At 65.6% G+C, this 17,784-nt stretch carries 19 protein-coding genes and 2 tRNA genes; 7 read left to right on the forward strand and 14 right to left on the reverse strand.

The features are described from left to right. Positions 1 to 116 precede the first annotated feature (116 nt). Complete coding sequence (locus tag ACP97_RS13045; protein WP_049998231.1) at positions 117 to 548, forward strand: winged helix-turn-helix transcriptional regulator; 432 nt, start codon at positions 117 to 119, stop codon at positions 546 to 548. Between the two features lie 65 nt (positions 549 to 613). Here the strand turns inward: ACP97_RS13045 and cca are convergent, their stop codons facing one another. Then, positions 614 to 1,963, reverse strand: coding sequence for a CCA tRNA nucleotidyltransferase (gene cca, locus ACP97_RS13050; protein ID WP_049998513.1), 1,350 nt, complete (start codon positions 1,961 to 1,963; stop codon positions 614 to 616). Between the two features lie 84 nt (positions 1,964 to 2,047). Here cca and ACP97_RS13055 point away from each other — a divergent pair. Both ACP97_RS13055 and ACP97_RS13060 read left to right on the forward strand, forming a co-directional pair. Further along, positions 2,048 to 2,120, forward strand: a tRNA-Asn gene (locus ACP97_RS13055). Between the two features lie 114 nt (positions 2,121 to 2,234). Continuing rightward, positions 2,235 to 2,307, forward strand: a tRNA-Ile gene (locus ACP97_RS13060). A gap of 92 nt (positions 2,308 to 2,399) precedes the next feature. Here the strand turns inward: ACP97_RS13060 and ACP97_RS13065 are convergent. After that, positions 2,400 to 3,149, reverse strand: a complete 750-nt coding sequence (locus ACP97_RS13065) for a DUF7282 domain-containing protein (RefSeq protein WP_049998232.1) — start codon at positions 3,147 to 3,149, stop codon at positions 2,400 to 2,402. Between the two features lie 91 nt (positions 3,150 to 3,240). Between ACP97_RS13065 and ubaA the strand changes: the two genes are divergently transcribed. Continuing rightward, positions 3,241 to 4,053 (forward strand): SAMP-activating enzyme E1, encoded by an 813-nt coding sequence (gene ubaA / locus ACP97_RS13070; RefSeq protein ID WP_049998233.1) that lies wholly within the window; start codon positions 3,241 to 3,243, stop codon positions 4,051 to 4,053. Here the strand turns inward: ubaA and ACP97_RS13075 are convergent. Then, positions 4,050 to 4,967, reverse strand: coding sequence for a cobalamin-binding protein (locus tag ACP97_RS13075; protein ID WP_049998234.1), 918 nt, complete (start codon positions 4,965 to 4,967; stop codon positions 4,050 to 4,052). The two genes, ubaA and ACP97_RS13075, sit on opposite strands and share 4 nt — an antisense overlap. 69 nt (positions 4,968 to 5,036) lie before the next feature. On the opposite strand from ACP97_RS13075, the gene ACP97_RS13080 reads away from it, so the two are divergent. Both ACP97_RS13080 and ACP97_RS13085 read left to right on the forward strand, forming a co-directional pair. Then, positions 5,037 to 5,630, forward strand: a complete 594-nt coding sequence (locus ACP97_RS13080; RefSeq protein WP_049998235.1) for a DUF6663 family protein — start codon at positions 5,037 to 5,039, stop codon at positions 5,628 to 5,630. Between the two features lie 39 nt (positions 5,631 to 5,669). Continuing rightward, positions 5,670 to 5,963: a hypothetical protein gene (locus tag ACP97_RS13085; protein WP_049998236.1), complete on the forward strand. Its 294-nt coding sequence runs from the start codon at positions 5,670 to 5,672 to the stop codon at positions 5,961 to 5,963. Here ACP97_RS13085 and ACP97_RS13090 read toward each other — a convergent pair. The 9 genes from ACP97_RS13090 to ahaH form a co-directional block, all read right to left on the reverse strand. Further along, positions 5,960 to 6,661 (reverse strand): V-type ATP synthase subunit D, encoded by a 702-nt coding sequence (locus ACP97_RS13090; RefSeq protein ID WP_049998237.1) that lies wholly within the window; start codon positions 6,659 to 6,661, stop codon positions 5,960 to 5,962. The genes ACP97_RS13085 and ACP97_RS13090 overlap by 4 nt on opposite strands. Before the next feature lie 25 nt (positions 6,662 to 6,686). Next, positions 6,687 to 8,177 carry a V-type ATP synthase subunit B gene (locus tag ACP97_RS13095; RefSeq protein ID WP_049998238.1) on the reverse strand — a complete coding sequence of 497 codons (1,491 nt, stop codon included), beginning with the start codon at positions 8,175 to 8,177 and terminating at the stop codon, positions 6,687 to 6,689. Positions 8,178 to 8,188: 11 nt separating this feature from the next. Further along, positions 8,189 to 9,946, reverse strand: coding sequence for an ATP synthase subunit A (locus ACP97_RS13100; protein WP_049998239.1), 1,758 nt, complete (start codon positions 9,944 to 9,946; stop codon positions 8,189 to 8,191). A 3-nt stretch (positions 9,947 to 9,949) separates the two neighbouring features. Beyond that, entirely contained in the window at positions 9,950 to 10,276 is a 327-nt protein-coding gene (locus ACP97_RS13105) for a V-type ATP synthase subunit F (protein WP_049998240.1), read from the reverse strand. A 40-nt stretch (positions 10,277 to 10,316) separates the two neighbouring features. Continuing rightward, positions 10,317 to 11,378 carry a V-type ATP synthase subunit C gene (locus ACP97_RS13110; protein WP_049998241.1) on the reverse strand — a complete coding sequence of 354 codons (1,062 nt, stop codon included), beginning with the start codon at positions 11,376 to 11,378 and terminating at the stop codon, positions 10,317 to 10,319. Beyond that, positions 11,375 to 11,953 (reverse strand): V-type ATP synthase subunit E, encoded by a 579-nt coding sequence (locus tag ACP97_RS13115; RefSeq protein WP_049998242.1) that lies wholly within the window; start codon positions 11,951 to 11,953, stop codon positions 11,375 to 11,377. The genes ACP97_RS13110 and ACP97_RS13115 overlap by 4 nt, the downstream gene beginning before the upstream one ends. A 13-nt stretch (positions 11,954 to 11,966) precedes the next feature. Beyond that, positions 11,967 to 12,233 (reverse strand): ATP synthase subunit K, encoded by a 267-nt coding sequence (locus tag ACP97_RS13120; protein WP_049998243.1) that lies wholly within the window; start codon positions 12,231 to 12,233, stop codon positions 11,967 to 11,969. Between the two features lie 164 nt (positions 12,234 to 12,397). Next, entirely contained in the window at positions 12,398 to 14,620 is a 2,223-nt protein-coding gene (locus ACP97_RS13125) for a V-type ATP synthase subunit I (protein WP_237561164.1), read from the reverse strand. Next, positions 14,613 to 14,939 carry an ATP synthase archaeal subunit H gene (gene ahaH / locus ACP97_RS13130; protein WP_049998245.1) on the reverse strand — a complete coding sequence of 109 codons (327 nt, stop codon included), beginning with the start codon at positions 14,937 to 14,939 and terminating at the stop codon, positions 14,613 to 14,615. Before ahaH ends, ACP97_RS13125 begins: the two co-directional genes overlap by 8 nt. 395 nt (positions 14,940 to 15,334) lie before the next feature. Here ahaH and ACP97_RS13135 point away from each other — a divergent pair, with 395 nt between their 5' ends. Next, positions 15,335 to 15,955: a methyltransferase domain-containing protein gene (locus ACP97_RS13135; RefSeq protein ID WP_049998246.1), complete on the forward strand. Its 621-nt coding sequence runs from the start codon at positions 15,335 to 15,337 to the stop codon at positions 15,953 to 15,955. 8 nt (positions 15,956 to 15,963) lie between these two features. On the opposite strand, the gene ACP97_RS13140 is transcribed toward ACP97_RS13135, so the two are convergent. Then, the gene (locus ACP97_RS13140) at positions 15,964 to 16,416 is read right to left on the reverse strand and encodes a type IV pilin (RefSeq protein ID WP_049998247.1); all 453 of its coding nucleotides are present in this window, start codon (positions 16,414 to 16,416) and stop codon (positions 15,964 to 15,966) included. Between the two features lie 26 nt (positions 16,417 to 16,442). Then, the gene (locus ACP97_RS13145) at positions 16,443 to 17,756 is read right to left on the reverse strand and encodes a DUF7096 domain-containing protein (RefSeq protein WP_049998248.1); all 1,314 of its coding nucleotides are present in this window, start codon (positions 17,754 to 17,756) and stop codon (positions 16,443 to 16,445) included. Positions 17,757 to 17,784 lie beyond the last annotated feature (28 nt).

The following is a 17,784-nucleotide window of genomic DNA, read 5'->3' on the forward strand; positions in this document are numbered from 1 at the left end:
ATCGCGTTCGAACGAACGCGCTTCGATCGCTTAAAAAGTTCAGTTTCTCGATGAAAACGAGGTTTCCGAATGAACCGGGCGCGAGGATTCAGGTGTCGGCGTCACGGAGGGATGGTATGGACGAACCCCAGCCCGAACGCGCCGTCGCCGAGTCGTCGGAGCGCGCCGAAGAACCGACGGAGTGGCTGGCCGTCTGGCACGGTCTCCACCGGGCGCTGAGCGGAAAGTGGGCGATGCACGTCCTTCGTCTGCTCTTCGACGGACCGCGAGGATTCAACGAGATGCGCCGCGAACTCGACGGACCGACGGCCAAGACGCTCTCCGAGCGTCTGACCGAACTCCGCTGTCACGGTCTCGTCGAGCGTCACGTCGAGGCGACGTCGCCGCCCATGACGCGGTACGAACTCACCCCTGCCGGACGGCGGTTCGTCGCGGTGCTTCGGGAACTGGAGACGGCAGTCGATCTCGTCGAATGTGGCTGCGATACATCCTGTGAGATAGTCACTGTGGACGCCGAACGAACGGCGGCCGTCACCGAGGAGTGCTGATCACTCGTCGGACGCCGAGAACGCTCGATGCGCATCAGTGACGAATCGAGGCAGAAACAGCGTGATCACGGACTGGGTGCGAAGTAGTCGGCGAGTTCGTCGCCGAACTCCTCGGTGAGCGCGGCCACCTCGTCGGCCGTGAGGACCGAGTACCCGTCTTCGAGTGCGCGCTCGACGTCGACGCCGAGTGCCACGCCGTCGAGACCGTCGTCGAGGAGTGCGTATGCGGTGCGGAACGCGCGGTCGCGCTCGACGACGTAGCGCTCGCCGTCGACGAACGGTCCGTAGCAATCGGCGTTTTCGTAGGTCTCGTAGAAGCGCTCGGCGTGCTCGCGCGTGCTCACCGGCGGCCCGACGTGGCGCTCGACCCTTGGAAGATCGGCGACGGCGAGTTCGTAGAACAGCACGCCCGTCTCCCGGGCGAACGCCCGCGAGCGAAGCACCTCGAAACCGTGCTCGTCGAGGGCGGTGCGAACACCCGTGAGCGACTTTTCGAGTTGGGGGTAGAGCTGGTCGTCGACGATGGCCGGTGCGTCGAAGCGGACGGCGACCGGCGTCGTGGCGCGGCGGTCGATCTCCCGGCGCACGTCCGCGGCCGACAGCGGTGTCGGCGCGTCGCTCTCGAAGTGGTCCTCAGCGGGGTCGGCGAGCAATCGGCGTGCGTGATGCTGGAAGCGCGCAAGGCTCGTGGGCGAGAGCACCGCCGCGACGTTGCGCTCGGGATCGGTGGGGTCGACCATCACGAGCGGGTCGTCGAACGTTCGGCTGCCGTGTCTCTCCGGGTCGAAGCGAACGGGTGGCTGCCAGTCGGCGGCCGCCCCGACGAGACTTCGAAAGTCACCGTGTTCGAGGGTCAGGAGTTCGGTGAGGTAGCCCGAAAAGCCCCTCGTCCGGAGGTCGCTGCCGTAGACGTCGATGGCCGAGAGAAAGCGTTTCGTGAGTCTGACCTCCGTCACGAGCGCGTCGTCGAGCCGGGTTTCGAGATAGCGGGTGTGGAAGGGCGTGCGATCGACCGCCGAGCGGATGGCGGTCGCGCTCGAAACGCGATAGCAGGGCACGATATCGACGCCGAATCCGTCGAACTCGCCAGTGACGTAGGGGTGTTCGGCGTACTCTTCGTGGCCGTCGGGAAGCACGGCGTGGCCGACGGCGAGACCGTGGCGTTCGAGGTTCTCGCGCGGGAGGTCCGGGGGAAATCGTACGAACAGGTCGATGTCGCGGTCGCCGGGCAGCCACGTGCCGCGGGCAGTCGAGCCGACGTGACGGGTGTCGGCCTCGGCGGAGAGGTCCTCGATGGCCGCTGTGGCGCGCTCGCGGAGGCTGGCGGTCGCGGCGTCGAGGCGGGTACGTTCCGCCGCGGTGGGCGTCACGCGCTCACGGACCTCCGCGAGGAGCGTATCGAGGGCGTCGGTCATGTCGGCTCTCCCGCGTCGCCGGGCGAAAGCGTGTCGGTCGAAAACGAAACGGCTATGAACGAACTGCCACTCCGTCGAGATAGAGCCGCCGTAGCTCAGTTGGTAGAGCACCTGGTTGTTACCCAGGTTGTCCCAGGTTCGAGCCCTGGCGGCGGCGTCGAATTTCTACGAATTTCCTGATCCGTGAGGAATCGTCTCACGACGGGTGCATCACCCGATCCTCGCCAACAGACGCACTTTTATGCCATCACCGACGACTGTGCCCGTGGTCGGGCCCTTAGCTCAGTGGTGAGAGCGCTCGGCTCATAACCGAGTGGTCGTTGGTTCGAATCCGACAGGGCCCATCTCCCGTCTTCCGCCGCGATTCGTGACTCGATAGCCATGAGCGGTTCACAAACGAGTTCCAGTATCCGTTTCAAAAAAAAAAACGAGTTATTCAGTTCCGTCGCGTTGCGAGTAGTGCGACCGCAAGCAGCGCAACGACCGCGACCGCGAGACCGAAGCCGGGACCGGACGAACTGCTGTCGCCGCTCCCGTTCTCGCCGCCGCTCCCGTTGCCGCTGGCAGCCGCCGTCTGGCCGTCACCGCCGGCCTCGGTGGCTGCTGCGTCGGTCGCCTCGCCACTGCTTTCGGTAGCAGCGTCGGTCCCCCCGCCGGTTCCGGCGCTGTCGGTCGAGACCTGTGCGATGTCGACGATGCGCCGACCGTCCTGCGTGAGCGGCGGGTCCTGCTGCCCGTCCGAGGAGACGAAGTCGAACTCGTCGTTACCGTTGCTGTCGGCGTGGACGACCGCCGTCAGCGACTTCGAGTCGTTGAGCGGTTCGTCGAGTTGGATGCGGATGTTGTCCGACGTGCCAGCGCTGAGCGGGTAGGAGGTGCCGATGATCTGATCCGTCTCGTTGCCCGAGCGGGTGCTGTCGTAGATGGCGACGAATCCCGCCTGGGGGAGCGTCGCGGACTGGACGACGACGCTCTCGCCGCTGCCGTTCTGGTCGTCGAACGTGACGCCCGTGCTGCCCGTTGCGGTGGCTCCATCACCGGTGCTCGTTTCGCTGCCGGCGTCGGTCGTCCCGGTCGGCGATTGCTGTGCGTGGTGGGAATCGGTGGCGGCGAGTGCGCCGCCCATGCCGGCACCCACGACCAGCAGCGCCGAGACGAGGGCGACGGCGACTGAACTCCGTTGCATTGCTGAATCGGCCTACAAATCCACGCAACATAAAAGTAGAGATATGCGTTCGCGGGCCGCACGTTTATTCCGTCGGCCACGTAGGGTGGGTATGAGCGACCTCAGCCTCGATTCGGCCCAACTGGAGCGCTACTCCCGACACATCATCATGGACGGGGTCGGTCCCGCGGGCCAGCGGTCGCTGCTCGACGCGCGCGTGCTCGTCGTCGGCGCGGGCGGTCTCGGCGCGCCGGCCATCCAGTATCTCGCCGCCGCCGGCGTCGGTCGGCTGGGAATCGTCGACGACGACGTGGTCGAACGTTCTAATCTCCAGCGACAGGTCGTCCACGGGGATAGTGACGTCGGCGCGAAGAAAGTCGACAGCGCCGCCGAATTCGTCGCCCAACTGAACCCCGACGTGACGACCGAAACGTACGATCAACGACTGACCCCCGAAAACGCCACGGCGCTCGTTGCCGAGTACGACTTCGTCGTCGACGGCTCGGACAACTTCCGCACGCGCTACCTCGTCAACGACGCCTGCACGCTCGCCGGGGTTCCCTTCTCGCATGGGGCCATCTACCGTTTCGAGGGACAGGTAACGACCTTCGACGGGAACTCACCGTGCTACCGCTGTCTGTTCCCCGAGGCTCCCCCCGAGGGAACGGTCCCCGACTGTGCGACGACGGGCGTGCTCGGCGTGCTCCCCGGTGTCGTCGGCTCGATACAGGCGACCGAAACGGTAAAATATCTCATGGGTGTCGGCGAGAGTCTAACCGGTCGGCTACTCTCCTACGATGCACTCGCCATGAGCTTCGAGGAACTCCCCATCAAACCGAACCCCGACTGCCCGATCTGTGGCGAGGATGGTATCGGATCGATGGACGACGTCGAGTACGCCGGTTCGTGTGCGGTCGCCGATTAGAGCTTCGCTGTCAGCGCCGACAGCGAGCGGGCGGCGTCAGTTGGTGGCCGCTCGAAGGCGTCGGGATGAATCACGCCAGCGAGATGTTCGAGCGAGTCGACCAGCCGGGTTCCGGGGCGGTTGACGTACTGGTGGCCGTCGATGGCGTACGCCCGGCCCTCCTGCACGGCAGTCAGCTCGTCCCAACCCGGTCGGGCGGTCAGGTCGGCGAGGTTCTCCGTAGTCTGGTCGAGGTCGAACCCACAGGGCGCGACGACCAGTATCTCGGGGTCGTACTCGCGAATCGCTTCCCATTCGACCGGACGCGAGGCCGCGCCGTGGTCGGCGATTCCATAGGAACCGCCGGCCATCTCCACCATCTCGGGGATCCAGTGGCCGGCGACCATCACGGGACTGGTCCAGTCGAGCACCGCCACGCGCGGGCGCTCGTCGGCCGTTTTAGCCGTTCGCTCGACCGCCCGGACGCGCGCTTCAAGGTCGGCGACGAGTGCCGCCGCCCGTTCTTCGGTTCCCGTCGCCGTGCCGATGCGATGGATGTCCTCGAACACGTCCTCGATGGAGTGGGGGTCGGTCGTGAGCACCTCGCAGTCGAGACCCAACTCGTCAACCGCCTTGCGGACGGCCACCGCATCGACCGCACAGACCTCACAGATGCCCTGCGAGACCACGAGGTCGGGGTCGAGGCGCGCGAGCGTGTCGAGTTCGATGGCGTAGACCCCGCCGGAGTCCTCGGCGTCGAGCACCTGCTCGTCGATCTCCCCGCTCGACGCCGTTGGATCGACCCGCGAGCGGTTGACGGCAGGTTTGTCGGCCACCCACGATGGATAGTCACACTCGTGGGAGACACCGACCGGTTCGATGTCGAGCGCGGCGACGATCTCGGTCGCCGACGGAAGCAGGGAAACGACGCGCATAGCGGTGGGAGGCGGGCGACGACCATAGCCCTTCGTGAACGGTTTCACCGCGCGAAACCAGTGGTCGGTATGGAATCGACGACGAGTGGGACCTTCCGGGTGCTCGAAAGCCCGCGCGACCCGGCGGAGCTACTGCTGCTCGATACGAGCACACAGGACCCGACCTACGTCACGACCGCGGGCTACGAGGATGACCTCGGGCGCGAAGTCAGTAACATCGAGCCGGGCAATCGCATTGCTGCGCGCCTCTCGTGGACGGACGGGATGCCGCGCTTCGTTGAAATCGAGGTCGAAACCCGGACCACGATCGCGTTCGCCGACGACGCGACCGGCATTTTCGAGGTGGCGCAGGAGACGTGGCAGGAAGCCGAACGCGAGGGGCAGGCGATGAACTCGCGGACCACGCGAAACACCGACAACGAGGCGAACGGGGTGGTCTACACGTTCGCCAAACAGGCGGGCCAGCGCGATCTCTACGAGGAGTTTCAGGACGGAATTACCCCTTTGGAACCGCTCATCGACCGGCTGGCCGAGAGTGCGGAGCCTCCTTTCGCGGTGTTCGTCCTCCGACCACGCGAGGAGCCGTTCGTCCTCGTGGCGCTCGCCACGGAGCGGGACGGCCAGTTCGCCACGACGATGCGCGAGACCTACGAGGGCCTCTGACGGACCGTTTATACGATGGGGCGCACAAACGCCGGCAGAATGCTCGACGAGGCAGACCGCAAGGACCTGGAGAACGTTCGGCTGCGACTGCGCGTGCTGAGCGGCATGCACAAACTCGACGCCATCGAGAACGCCGACGACCTCTCCGAGCGCGACGCGGGCGAAGCCGAGGGCAAGAGCGTCGCCTACGGAAAGGCCGCCGACCACATCGCGGCGCTGCTCGACGGCGAATACGGACAGGAAAGCGTCACCGAACTCGTCGCCGACCTTCCAGAAGAGTGGAGCATGAACCTGCTGCGGTATGCCGCCTACAGCGAGCGCACCGACGACTAGTCGGAGGTGACGGCGACTTCGCCCTCTGGCTGCTCGGTCTCGGCACTGACTGCCTCGCGGGCCTCGCGCTCCTCTTCTTCTTTCTTGTTCTTGATCTTCTTCATCCGGAAGATCTCCTCGCGCTCCTGCTCTTCGAGTTTCTGCTCGATGTACTCCTGTGACTCCTTGAGTTCGGGCAGGAGCTTGAATTCGAGCGCGTTGACCCGCCGTTTCGTCGTCTCGATCTCGTTCAACATCTTCTTCATCGCCGTCTCGACTTCGGCGGCGAGGACGATGGAGTCGATGAGGTCCTCGTAGGCGTCGGCGGCCTCGTCGATGTGGGCGCTCGTCCCCAAAATACCGTAGCCGCGCTCGTCGAGACCCTTCTTCACCTTCGAGGACTCGATCTGGGGCACGACCACGCCCATGATGTTCTTCGACTGGATGGTGATTTCGGGGTGCTCTTTGAGCGCCGCCGCTGCACCGCGCACCGCGAGGTCGCCCTCCATCGCGCGCGCCATGTCGATGGTCTCCTGAGCCTGCTCGTAGTCCTCACCGAGGCCCGAACGGACGTCTTGAGCCTGATCGAGGATGTCCATGAACTCCATGATGAGACCGTCGCGTTTCTGCTCCAAGGTGTCGTGGCCGCGCTCGGAGAGGTCGATGCGGTCCTCGATGGCCATCAGCTCCTTGCGCGTGGGTTTGACGTCGTTTGCCATTGGAAGAATTACTCGACCGAGGTCCTTAAGCTTCGGCCTCGGACTCGACTGCGCTCTCGTCCTCTTCGCTCGTCGATTCCTCGTCCGCCTCGCCAGTGTCCTCGCGGTAGTACTGCTCGATGAGGTCCTCGTCGATGCGGTTGAGCGACGACTTCGGCAGCGTCGAGAGTAGATCCCAGCCGATGTCGAGGGTCTCCTCGATGTCGCGGTTGTTGTCGTAGCCCTGATCGACGAACTCGCTCTCGAACCGGTCGGCCAGATCGAGATAGCGGTTGTCCTGTTCGGACAGCGCCTCGCGACCGACGATGTTCACCAGATCGCGCAGGTCTTCACCCTCCGCGTACGCCGCGTAGAGCTGGTCGGAGACGTCGCCGTGATCTTCCCGAGTGAGGCCCTCGCCGATACCGTCGTCCATGAGTCGAGAGAGGCTCGGCAGGACGTTGACCGGCGGCTGGATGCCCTGCGAGTTGAGATTCCGGTCCATCATGATCTGCCCCTCGGTAATATATCCTGTGAGGTCGGGAATCGGGTGCGTGTCGTCGTCGCCGGGCATCGTCAGGATCGGGATCTGCGTGACCGACCCCTCGCGGCCCTTGATGCGGCCCGCACGCTCGTAGAGCTGGGCGAGGTCGGTGTACATGTAGCCCGGATAGCCACGCCGACCGGGCACCTCCTCGCGGGCGGCACCGATCTGGCGCAGCGCCTCGCAGTAGTTCGTCATGTCCGTCAGAATGACGAGCACGTGATAGCCCTTCTCGAAGGCGAGGTATTCGGCCGTGGTGAGCGCGAGCCGTGGCGTGATCTGACGCTCGACGGCGGGGTCGTCGGCGAGGTTCGAGAAGACGACCGAGCGTTCGAGCGCGCCCGTGCGCTCGAAGTCAGCGAGGAACTCGTTGGACTCCTCGGCGGTGATACCCATCGCACAGAACACCACGGCGAACTCCGCGTCGTCCTCGTCGCCGTCGGTGTCCGTGTCGGTGTCGTCGCCAGCCTCGTCTTCGATCTCCTCTGGCACCGTCGCTTGGCGGGCGATCTGGAGCGCGAGGTCGTTGTGTGGCAGGCCGGATGCCGAGAAGATGGGGAGCTTCTGGCCTCGAACGAGAGTATTCATCCCGTCGATGGCCGACACGCCGGTCTGAATGAACTCCTCGGGGTACTCTCTTGCGGTGGGATTGATGGCCGAGCCGATGATGTCCTCTCGCTCCTCGGGGACGATCTCGGGACCGTCGTCGATGGGACGACCCGAGCCGTCCAACACTCTGCCGAGGAGGTCCTCGGTGACGGGCATCTTCATCGTCTCGCCGAGGAACCGAACGGAGGCGTCACGATTGATGCTGCCGGTGCCCTCGAAGACCTGGATCGAAGCGAACTCCTCGCTCGATTCGAGCACCTGTCCGCGTTTCTGTTCGCCGTCCGGTAGCTCGATCTCGACGATCTCGTCGTAGCCCACCGGCTCGTCGATCTCGACGAACACGAGTGGCCCACTGATCTCCTCGATGGTTTGGTATTCTTTCATCTGTGGTAGTCTCAGTATTTCTCCCGGAGCTGGCTCTCGATGCTCGACTCGATGTCGTCGATGAACTCCTCGTACTCTTCGGTCGTGCCGATGCGGTTCAGCCGCGGTGCGGCGTCGATGGCCGTGATCTCCTCGACAGGTACCCCAGCGTCGAGCGCCGCGAACGCCTCGTCGTTGTAGGTCCTGATCGCCTGCATGATGAGGTAGGTCTTCTCCGGCGCGGAGTAGGCGTCGGTGTCGTCGAGCGCGTTCTGCTGGAGGAACGCCTCGCGCAGGTAGCGCGCGATGTCCAACGTGAGGCGCTGGTCGTCCGGCAGCGCGTCTTCACCGACTAGCTGGACGATTTCTTGGAGCTCCGACTCCTCGTCGAGCGTGTCGATGGCCCACTGGCGCACCTCGGGCCAGTCCTCGGCGACGTTCTCGACGAACCACGGGTCGAGCTGGTCGCGGTAGAGCGAGTACGACTCGTTCCAGTCGATCGCCGGGAAGTGCCGGCGCTCGGCGAGATCCGCGTCGAGCGCCCAGAACGTCTTTACGATGCGCAGCGTGTTCTGGGTGACGGGTTCGGAGAAGTCGCCGCCCGGCGGGGAAACCGCGCCGACCGCCGAGATCGATCCTTCGGTCCCGTTGATGTTCTGGAAGTAGCCCGCGCGCTCGTAGAACTCCGAGAGGCGCGCCGCGAGGTAGGCCGGATACCCCTCCTCGCCGGGCATCTCTTCCAGGCGCGAACTGATCTCGCGCATCGCCTCGGCCCATCTCGACGTCGAGTCGGCCATCAGCGCCACGTCGTAGCCCATGTCGCGGTAGTATTCGGCGATCGTGATGCCCGTGTAGACACACGATTCGCGCGCCGCGACCGGCATGTTGGAGGTATTGGCGATGAGACACGTCCGAGACATGAGCGGCTTGCCCGTGTTCGGGTCTTCGAGGTCCGGGAAGTCGTCGATGACCTCCGTCATCTCGTTGCCGCGTTCGCCACAGCCGATGTAGATGACGATGTCTGCGTCGGCGAACTTCGCGAGGCTCTGCTGAGTGACGGTCTTCCCCGAACCGAACGGCCCCGGAATCGCGGCCGTCCCGCCCTTGGCGAGCGGGAACAGGCCATCCTGAATCCGCTGTCCGGTGATCAGCGGCGTGGTCGGCGTCTCCTTGTCGACCGTGGGGCGGGCCTCGCGCACCGGCCACTCCTGGTGCATCGTGACCTCCTCGCCCGAATCGAGTTCGACGACCGTCTCCTCGACGGTGAACGAACCTTCCTCAATTTCGACCACTTCGCCACCGTCGTAGTCCGGCGGCACGAGCACTTTGTGCTCGATGCTCTCGGTCTCCGGTACTGTTCCGACGACGTCACCGGCTTCGAGGTCGTCGCCCTCCTCGACTGTCGGCGTGAACTCCCACGTCTCGTCCATGTCGATGCCCGGTGCGTCGACACCACGGTCGAGGAACGCGCCCATCCGGTCTTCGAGCACGTCGAGCGGGCGCTGAACCCCGTCGTAGATCGAGTACAACATCCCGGGACCCAGATCGACCGAGAGGGGTTCGCCGGTGTTCGTGACGGGTTCGCCCGGCGCGATGTTCGAGGTCTCCTCGTAGACCTGGATCGTGGTTCGGTTGCCCTCGATCTCGATGACCTCGCCCATCAGCCCCTCCTCGCCGACGTAGACCACGTCGTTCATCCGAGCGCCGAGGTCCGTCGCCACCACCACGGGACCGCTCACGCTCGCAATCGTGCCGTCCTCGTTCGCCTGTGTATCGGTTGCCTGACTCATAAATTAGTTCTCGTCCATCAAGTCGATGCCGATGGCGCGTTTGATCTGCCCGCGCAGTCCGCCGCTGCCGGCCCCCTCGCCGCCGAGAGTCACCAGCGTGGGCTCGATACTCGTCTCGGCGTCCTGTCTGACACCCCGCGAGAGGTGTTCCATATCGTCGTCGGCCATCACGACGATGCCGATCTCCTCGTCATCGAAGACGCGCTCGACGGCCGCGTCGAGTTCGTCTTCTTTCTCGTCGTCGGGAACGTTCTCGAAGGCTCTGACGCCCGCGAGCCGAAAGCCCGTCGTGAACTCCGGGCTGCCGACGACGGCGATCTCCTGACTCATGGGCTGATACTGTGAACGCCACCCGTTTCGACCTGTCGGTTCATACCATCACCAGCTCCTCCTCGATGGTCTCGGGGTCCAGTCTGGCCTCCTTGCCGCGCGCGATGGCGCGAACGTTGTCGACCTCACGCATCTTCGCCAGCACGTAGGCGAACACCGGACAGACCGAGAGGGGATAGCGATTCGAGAGGCTCCGCGAGTATTCGAGCAGCGCGGCGTCGAGCGCGCGCTCGACACCCCGCAGACTCTCGGCCGATTCGAGTTCGCTCAGCGCCGCATCCAGGTCGTCACCGTAGGGACTCTCGCGCAGGCGCGCAACGAGTTCGTCGGTGTTCGAGACCAGTCCGCGGATCTCGTCTTCCTCGAACAGCCGTCCACCCGCGATGTAGTATTCGGCGGGGTCGACGTCCGCACCGCTGCGCGAGAGCCGCAGCGCGTTCTCGACGTTGCGGAAGTCGATCTCTGCTTCGAGGAAGTCGATGTACAGCTGTGTGGGGCGGTTCGGCTCCGCGGGAAGTCCCTCGATGAGCGCCTCGTAGAAGGCACGGTCGGTGGCGTTTTCGAGGGGCACGAGCACCGCTTGCTCCTCGTAATCACCGTAGGCTGCCGCGAGCGGCTCCCCGAAGAGCGTGTCCGCGAGGATGTCGACGACCGCCTCGATCGACTCCGCGCCGAGCAGGCGATCGATGCGCGCGTCCGAGAACTCGCCGGCGCGGATGAGGTCGGTCTCGACCGCCTCGCGCTCGGCGTCGGAGTACAGTCCTCGGATGACGGTCTTGATGTTCCACGCGTCGAACTGGCGGAGATAGCGCGCGATGTAGTCGTACAGCGGTCCCTCGGCGAACCGGAGCAGGTCGTCGAAGTGGTTCGCGAGGTTGCGGTGGAGGGCGTTCTCGATGAGGTCCACACCGGAGTACCGCGCACCGAGGGCGTTCATCGCCTCCTCGTACTCCGATTCCTCCATGAACCGGGCGATCTCGCCCGGCCCCATTCGGATCAACTTGCGATAATCGTCCTCGTCGAACAACTTCGCCCGGCGCGAACGGACGCGCGCGGTGACGTACTCGTAGTTCGAACTCGATGCGTTCGTTCGCGTGCTCATTGGTCGAACAGTCGGTCACTGACCGCTTTCAACTCCTCGTCCCAGACCGCATCGAACACCGAGTCGAAGGTGTTGTTCACCCGCACGCGCGAGGCCTCGTTCTCGGCGACGATGCCGCCGAGACACTCGACCGAACCGGCGTGGGAAAAGTCCTCGTAGTCGTCGAGGATCGACTCGATGAGGTCGGCGTCGTCGGCGCGGCCATACACCTCGATCGAACCGCCGTCGAACTCCCGCGCGGCATCGTCGAGCAGTTCGCGAGTCAGCGCCTCGCGCCGGTCGCCGGAGATGTCCGCCACCGCCGACTCGGCGCGCTCGCGGACCGCGGCGAGGCTGTCGCGGCGCGCTTCGAGGCGCTTTTGCTTTGCTTCGAGTTTCGCACTGGAGAGCTTCTGCTCGCGCTCCTGTTCGATGCGCGTTTCGAGGTCGCGCTCGCGCTCGGCGAGGATGTCGTCGGCGTCGGCTTGCGCCTCGGCGCGGATCTCCTCGACGCGCTCGTCGGTCTCGCGCTCGATGCGCTCGGCGCGCTCTCGGGCGTCGTCTTTGATGTCTTCGGCGACCGTATCGAGACTCATTGGTTGGAAGGCGTTACTGCAAGAACAGCGTGACCAGCGTGAGGAGCACGATCGTCTCCGGCAGCACTGTCATGACGAGTGCGATACCGAACGAGATCGAGTCCTCGGCGAGCGCGCCGATCGCGGCCGCACCGATACCGCGCTCGGCGTAGCCCGCGCCGAAGCCGGCCAGCCCGACTCCGAGCGCCGCCAGCCCGGTCCCGGTGATCGCCGGGCCGCCACCTTGTTGAAGCAGTACCATCGCGTCGATGAACGCAGCCGTGAGTTCGAGTCCTATCATGGGTTTTCCGTTGCGTGTTCGCTTGCTTCCGAACAGTGCCTACTCCCGCTACTGGATTCATAAAGCTTCCCAAAAAATTCCAGCAACCGTGGATGGACAGCCTCATAAGGCCACACAGCGCACATCGAAGGATGGAGTGACACCCCGCGAAACGGGGAGGGAGTTCAGTTCTCGCCGGTGTGCTTTCGTTCGCGGCCGAAGGGCGTGTAGCGCTCGCCGCCGCCCTCGTAGAACTTGTTCAGGAACTCGACGTATTCGAGGCGGATGGCCTGCAGGCCGGCGCTGGTGATACCGAGTGCGAGCACGACCACGTGCCCGAAGACGAGCACTAGAACCCCACCGATGACGCCGCCGATGCCCATGTGGACTAGCCCGGGGAACATCAGTTCGGCGTTGGGACCGACCGTCGCCACGTAGTCCGGGCCGTGGTCGATGAGGAAGTGGAACTCCTGTGCGCCCGCGGGGCCCTCGCTGTAGGCCCCGAAAAAGAGCAGGTTGACGACGAAGGCCATCCCGGCCTTCGCCAGCAACACCGCCGCCAGACGGGTATAGGAGAGCACGTTTACGAGTACCTGCAGGCTTTCGAGCGCGCCCGAGACGATGCCCGGCAGCACGCCGAAGTGGCCCACCTCGCTGACGATGAACATGAGCACGCCGAGCAGGAATCCACCCACCAGCCCCACGAGACCGACCGTCGCCGAGAAGCCGGTGAAACCGAGCGCGAACGGTTCGCCGTTGAACACCGTAAAGAGGAACTCGGGCTTGGCGCTGGCGGCCGATTCGCTGAAGATCCAGATCCAGATGCCGAGCATGCGGATGAGCCACGACCCCGGTTCGAGCACCGCGGTGCGCAGACCGTCCTTCTGGAACTCCTCGACGAAGCCAATGATGTAGGCGACGGTCATGTGGAGCAGGCCGACGAGCAGGCTCACGACGAGCCAGAGCTGTGCCCACTCGATGCCGGCCGGCGACAGGCCCTTCTCGATCGGCGGGTGGCCACCCCAGACGACCTCGCCAAGCACGTGCAGGCCGAAGATCTCGCCGTAGAGAACCCCAAAGAGCATCGTGAACCCGCCCGCCCAGAGCGCGATCGCACCGAGGCTGCGGACGGCGTCGCTGTCGAAGCGTGTGTAGACGAGAAAGCCGATGGCGGTGTAGAGGATGCCGTATCCCAGATCACCGATCATGAACCCGAAGAAGGCCGGGAAGGTGAGGAACAGTACGACCGACGGGTCGAGTTCGGAGTACTTCGGTCGGTCGATGAGGTTGACGAGCATCTCGAACGGTCTCACCGGGTCGGGGTTCTCCTGGACGACCGGCGGCTCGCTGCCGGACATCGGCCGGTCCGCCTCGGTGCCGCCGTCGGTTTCGACCGCGACCCCGCCGTCGGCGGCCGTCTCCGGTTCGCCCCGCCCGCCCTCGTCGGCGTCGGTCGGTTCGCGGTCGACGAGGCGGCCGTCGCTGTCGTAGGATGCGCGTTCGAGTTCCTCGACCTCGCAGTGTTCGCCGACACTCGTTTCGAGTGCCTCGGCGAGGTCGACGAACTTCTCGGTGGGGATCCAGCCCTCGGCGACGAAGGCGTTCTGCGTGGTCGCAAACGAGAGCGGTGCCTCGCGCTTTTCGACCTCGATGGCGAGTTGCTCTTCGGCCGCCAACAGGAAGTCGGCGTGCTCTTCGCGGAGCGCGTCGATGTCGTCCTCGACGCTCTCGATCTCCCCGTCGAGGTCGGCGCGGCGCGCTTCGAGTTGTGAGACGTACTCCGTCGGTGCACCCTCGCCGTCGGGCACCTCGATGGCCGCGAACTCCGCGCCGACGAGCACGTCTTCGAGCACGTCCTGTTCGCCCTCGGCCGGCTCGGCGAACACCGCGATGGCGTCGCCCTCGGCGAACAGTTCGTAGCGGGCGACGTCGTCGGCGGCGTCGAGCGCGTCGCGGACGGCGCTCTCGTCGCCCTCGCCGACGCGCGTTTCGAGGTTCTCGTAGCCGGTGAGGAGGTCGAGGTCGATGCCGAGCGCCTCGATGGGGGCCATCGCGCCGATGCGCTCGTCGACCGTGCGACGCTCCTCGCGGAACTCCTCGCGGCGGTCGTCGAGCGTGTTGACCTCTCCACGGATCGATTCGAGCCGATCGTCGACGTCGACCGATCCTACCTGTGCCTCGCGGTCGGGATCCACGTCGAGGATCGACTGGAGCGAGCGGACCGTGACGAGGCGTTCGGCGGCCCCGTCAGCGCCGGCGATCGGGTCGCCGGGGTCGAATCCCTCCCACTCGCCGTCGTAGTCGGTCACGTGAACCAGTCGGAGATCGTGGATCGTCTCGATGACGTCGTCGAGCACGCGGTTCGCGCCGGTGACCGACACCCGGCTCATCCGTTCGGGCCTAAGCATGAACTCTCTCGACGAAGCGCTCGACGACGTACTCGACGGTTTCGTCGCGGCGCTCTCTGGCCTGTGCTTCGAGTTGCTCGCGTTCGTCCTCGCCCGCGGCGAGGATCTCCTCGCGCTCTCGTTCGATCTCCGCGCGGGCCTCCTCGAAGCGCTCCTGTTCGAGTTCGTCGGCCTCCGCGCGGGCCTGTTCGCGGATCTCTTCGGCCTCCTCGCGGGCCTCGGCGATGCGCTCTTCGCGCTCGGCTTTGGCCCGTTCGAGAATCTCTTCGGCCTCCCGCTCGGCACCCTGGATTCGGTCGAGGACCTCTGGTCTCGCCATTCTTCCGCGAGGGTTGTGTGAGCGGCTATTTGGTAGTTGCGAATGTCTCCGGTCATTGTGGTCCTGCTGTGCTGGTGCTGTGGGGCTATGCTGGTGCTTGTACTGACCGTGGCGCGTGCTCGTGCTCGTGTGCGAACGAAGTCTTGAGCATCGAGCGCGCACCGGCCCGAGGGATGAGCGACGCGAACGAAGTGAGCGGAGCGAATCGGTTGGGGAGGAATGTGGCTGTCGCGGGGCGGTGGTGGGCTGACAGGTATTGAACCGCGAGTGAATGAAATGAGCGAGCGGAAGTTTTTGGTCCAGATTTTTGCGAGGAGTGGTGGCCGACCGCAGGAAGGCCACCCGACGAGTAAAAAGGTGGGAGTTTATCCTACGGGCGGTCGGAGTGGGGGGCAATGGGTGTCCTCGAAAACAAGGCGCGGGCGCGAGTGTTCTACAAGTACCTCTCGAAAGTCTACGACGAGATCAACCCCTTCGTCTGGAACGAGACGATGCGGGCCGAGGCGCTCTCGCTGTTCGACATCGGCGAGGATGACCGCGTGCTCGATGTGGGCTGTGGCACAGGATTCGGGACCGAGGGCTTGCTCGAACACACCGAGCGCGTGCACGGCATCGACCAGAGCGCCCACCAGCTCGAACAGGCCTACGCGAAGTTCGGTAGGAGCGGTCCCGTCAAGTTCTACCGCGGCGACGCCGAGCGGTTGCCCTTCGCCGACGATGTCTTCGATGCGGTCTGGTCGTCCGGCTCCATCGAGTACTGGCCCGACCCCGTGGCGACGCTGCGGGAGTTTCGCCGAGTGGTGAAGCCGGGCGGCAACGTGCTGGTCGTGGGTCCCGACGCGCCGAAATCCACCCTCTTCGGCCGGCTCGCCGACGCGATAATGCTGTTCTACGACGAAGCGGAGGCCGACCGGATGTTCGACGCGGCGGACCTCGACGTGGTCGAACACCGCATCCAGCAGGCCAAGCCCGGCAGTCCACGAGCCATCACGACGCTCGCGCGCGCTCCCGAATAACTAACTGGCTACGCCCGCGCCGTCGATACTGGCTCTCCTTCGGCGTAGATCTTCACGGTTACGCGTGAGCCGGCGCTCGGCTGTGGCGAGTTCGTCGTGCTGGCGATGGTTAGCGAGGCCGTTTCACCGGCCGTCCAGCGGTCGTCGCTTTTCGCGTTGAACGGACCGCTGGGTGGGCCTCTGAAACCCGCTACCCCCGTTGCGGGAACGTCCGGCTGCTTTTCGAGTGGTTCGCCATCGATGGAGATTCTCACCGTGAGTTCGCCCACGTCGAGGGGGTCACCGCTGTGATGTGTGAGGTTGATCTCGTTCCCGGTGCGCTCGGCGGTGATGGCGGCCTCCGGCGCGTTTCCCCCATTATCGACACCGATGGCGAACGCACCGACCACCGCGGCGAGCACCACGGTGACGGCGACGAGCAGGACGACGCCGACCACCGGGGAGACTGCGCGGCGGGACACACAGCGGGTGGCCCTCTCTTGCTATTTCAACGTTCGTCTGTCGGGCGGGTGGTGCGTGTCGTCCGGTTCGTGGTCGGCGAGAACCCCGTCTCGATGCCGACGCGTCCTTCGTCCGTTTGTGCGACGACGGTGGCGGACTCGTGTGGGGCGACCGTCCAGAGGCGGCCGTCCGTGCCGGTGCGTCCGACGGTGCGGTTGGCGACGGTGATGCGTCCATCGACCGGTTCACCCGCACGGTTCGTGAGCGCGAGTTCGAGCGGGCCAGTAGGGTAGGTGCGGTTGACGGTCAAGCGGAGGTTGCCGGCGGTTTCGTGTAACGGCTCGGCCGTGGGCGTCCCCGAGAGACGCTTTCGTTGCTGTTCGGCGAACACCTCGCCCGAGCGGCGGTCGAGATGGGTCGTCAGTCGGCCGTGGCCGTAAAACAGCGTGAAGCGATAGATGCCCGCCCGGCGGTCGCCGCTCGAATCGGTCGTTGCCGAGTTATTCCACGTCCACGGATACCGCTCGGCCACGCGGTCGAGCGCGGCGGTGATGTCGGTCAGCTTGCCCGCCGCGGTGTCGTTGCGCTCGGTCGGCAGGTACGCCTCGCGGTAGTAACGCCCCTCGTCGACCGTCGCCAACACGACGCCCTCATCGGTGGTCTCGACGTACAGTTCGAGCGTTTCGAGCCGTTCGTCGGGGGCCGTGCCGACGCCCTCGAGGTCGGGCGCCGTCGATGCGTCGAGCGGGATCGTGTTCTCCCCGCGCAGCGTCGCGGCGATGCGACCCCGCACCGGACCACGCAGCGTACCGAGTTCGACGCGGCGGTTGCGCGCCCAACTCGTCGCTGGCTGGTCGTCGATGGTCGAGCCGGGAATCGCGCGTGCGCGCTCGGTCACGCGGTCGGCGGCCGCACCGAGCCGTCCGGCCGCCGTGTCGATCCGTGCGAGTTCGACGACGAACTCCCGTCCCGCGATCGTCCCGTTGTTGTACTCTCCCACGGCGGTCGCCTGACGCCGCTGCAGGCCGTCGATGCGGCCCTCGATGCGGGTGGCGCTCCGCCGAAGCATGGCACGGCGCGTGGCCGTCGAGTCGATCGTGGCGAAGCGCTCGTCGAGGACGAGCTGGCGGTGTTGGCCCTCCAGACGACGAGTATCGAGCGCGAGCGCGCCGGAGACGTCGAGGGTCGCCCGTCGGTAGGAAGCTGTCTCGAGCGCGTCCGGCCCGACCGTCAGATACTCGCTCGTGTTCGTCGCCGGCGTCGCCGGCCGGGCGTGCTGGCGGTCGCCGACTCCCGGAACCGCGACGGCCCCTCCGGCGAGCAGACAACAGCACAGTACCACGGCGAGCGCACGACGCATTGACGAGAGAGAACGAACGGGCGCTATT

The organism is Halococcus sediminicola, assembly GCF_000755245.1.
Classification (GTDB): domain Archaea; phylum Halobacteriota; class Halobacteria; order Halobacteriales; family Halococcaceae; genus Halococcus; species Halococcus sediminicola.

Coding starts and splice junctions, on each gene's coding strand:
- ACP97_RS13105 (WP_049998240.1), bottom strand. CDS start 10,276: ATGAGTCAGGAGATCGCCGTCGTCGGCAGCCCGGAGTTCACGACGGGC.
- ACP97_RS13045 (WP_049998231.1), top strand. CDS start 117: ATGGACGAACCCCAGCCCGAACGCGCCGTCGCCGAGTCGTCGGAGCGC.
- ACP97_RS13065 (WP_049998232.1), bottom strand. CDS start 3,149: ATGCAACGGAGTTCAGTCGCCGTCGCCCTCGTCTCGGCGCTGCTGGTC.
- ACP97_RS13115 (WP_049998242.1), bottom strand. CDS start 11,953: ATGAGTCTCGATACGGTCGCCGAAGACATCAAAGACGACGCCCGAGAG.
- ACP97_RS13100 (WP_049998239.1), bottom strand. CDS start 9,946: ATGAGTCAGGCAACCGATACACAGGCGAACGAGGACGGCACGATTGCG.
- ACP97_RS13080 (WP_049998235.1), top strand. CDS start 5,037: ATGGAATCGACGACGAGTGGGACCTTCCGGGTGCTCGAAAGCCCGCGC.
- ACP97_RS13110 (WP_049998241.1), bottom strand. CDS start 11,378: ATGAGCACGCGAACGAACGCATCGAGTTCGAACTACGAGTACGTCACC.
- ACP97_RS13145 (WP_049998248.1), bottom strand. CDS start 17,756: ATGCGTCGTGCGCTCGCCGTGGTACTGTGCTGTTGTCTGCTCGCCGGA.
- ACP97_RS13120 (WP_049998243.1), bottom strand. CDS start 12,233: ATGATAGGACTCGAACTCACGGCTGCGTTCATCGACGCGATGGTACTG.
- ACP97_RS13085 (WP_049998236.1), top strand. CDS start 5,670: ATGCTCGACGAGGCAGACCGCAAGGACCTGGAGAACGTTCGGCTGCGA.
- cca (WP_049998513.1), bottom strand. CDS start 1,963: ATGACCGACGCCCTCGATACGCTCCTCGCGGAGGTCCGTGAGCGCGTG.
- ACP97_RS13135 (WP_049998246.1), top strand. CDS start 15,335: ATGGGTGTCCTCGAAAACAAGGCGCGGGCGCGAGTGTTCTACAAGTAC.
- ACP97_RS13075 (WP_049998234.1), bottom strand. CDS start 4,967: ATGCGCGTCGTTTCCCTGCTTCCGTCGGCGACCGAGATCGTCGCCGCG.
- ACP97_RS13095 (WP_049998238.1), bottom strand. CDS start 8,177: ATGAAAGAATACCAAACCATCGAGGAGATCAGTGGGCCACTCGTGTTC.
- ACP97_RS13125 (WP_237561164.1), bottom strand. CDS start 14,620: ATGCTTAGGCCCGAACGGATGAGCCGGGTGTCGGTCACCGGCGCGAAC.
- ubaA (WP_049998233.1), top strand. CDS start 3,241: ATGAGCGACCTCAGCCTCGATTCGGCCCAACTGGAGCGCTACTCCCGA.
- ACP97_RS13090 (WP_049998237.1), bottom strand. CDS start 6,661: ATGGCAAACGACGTCAAACCCACGCGCAAGGAGCTGATGGCCATCGAG.
- ahaH (WP_049998245.1), bottom strand. CDS start 14,939: ATGGCGAGACCAGAGGTCCTCGACCGAATCCAGGGTGCCGAGCGGGAG.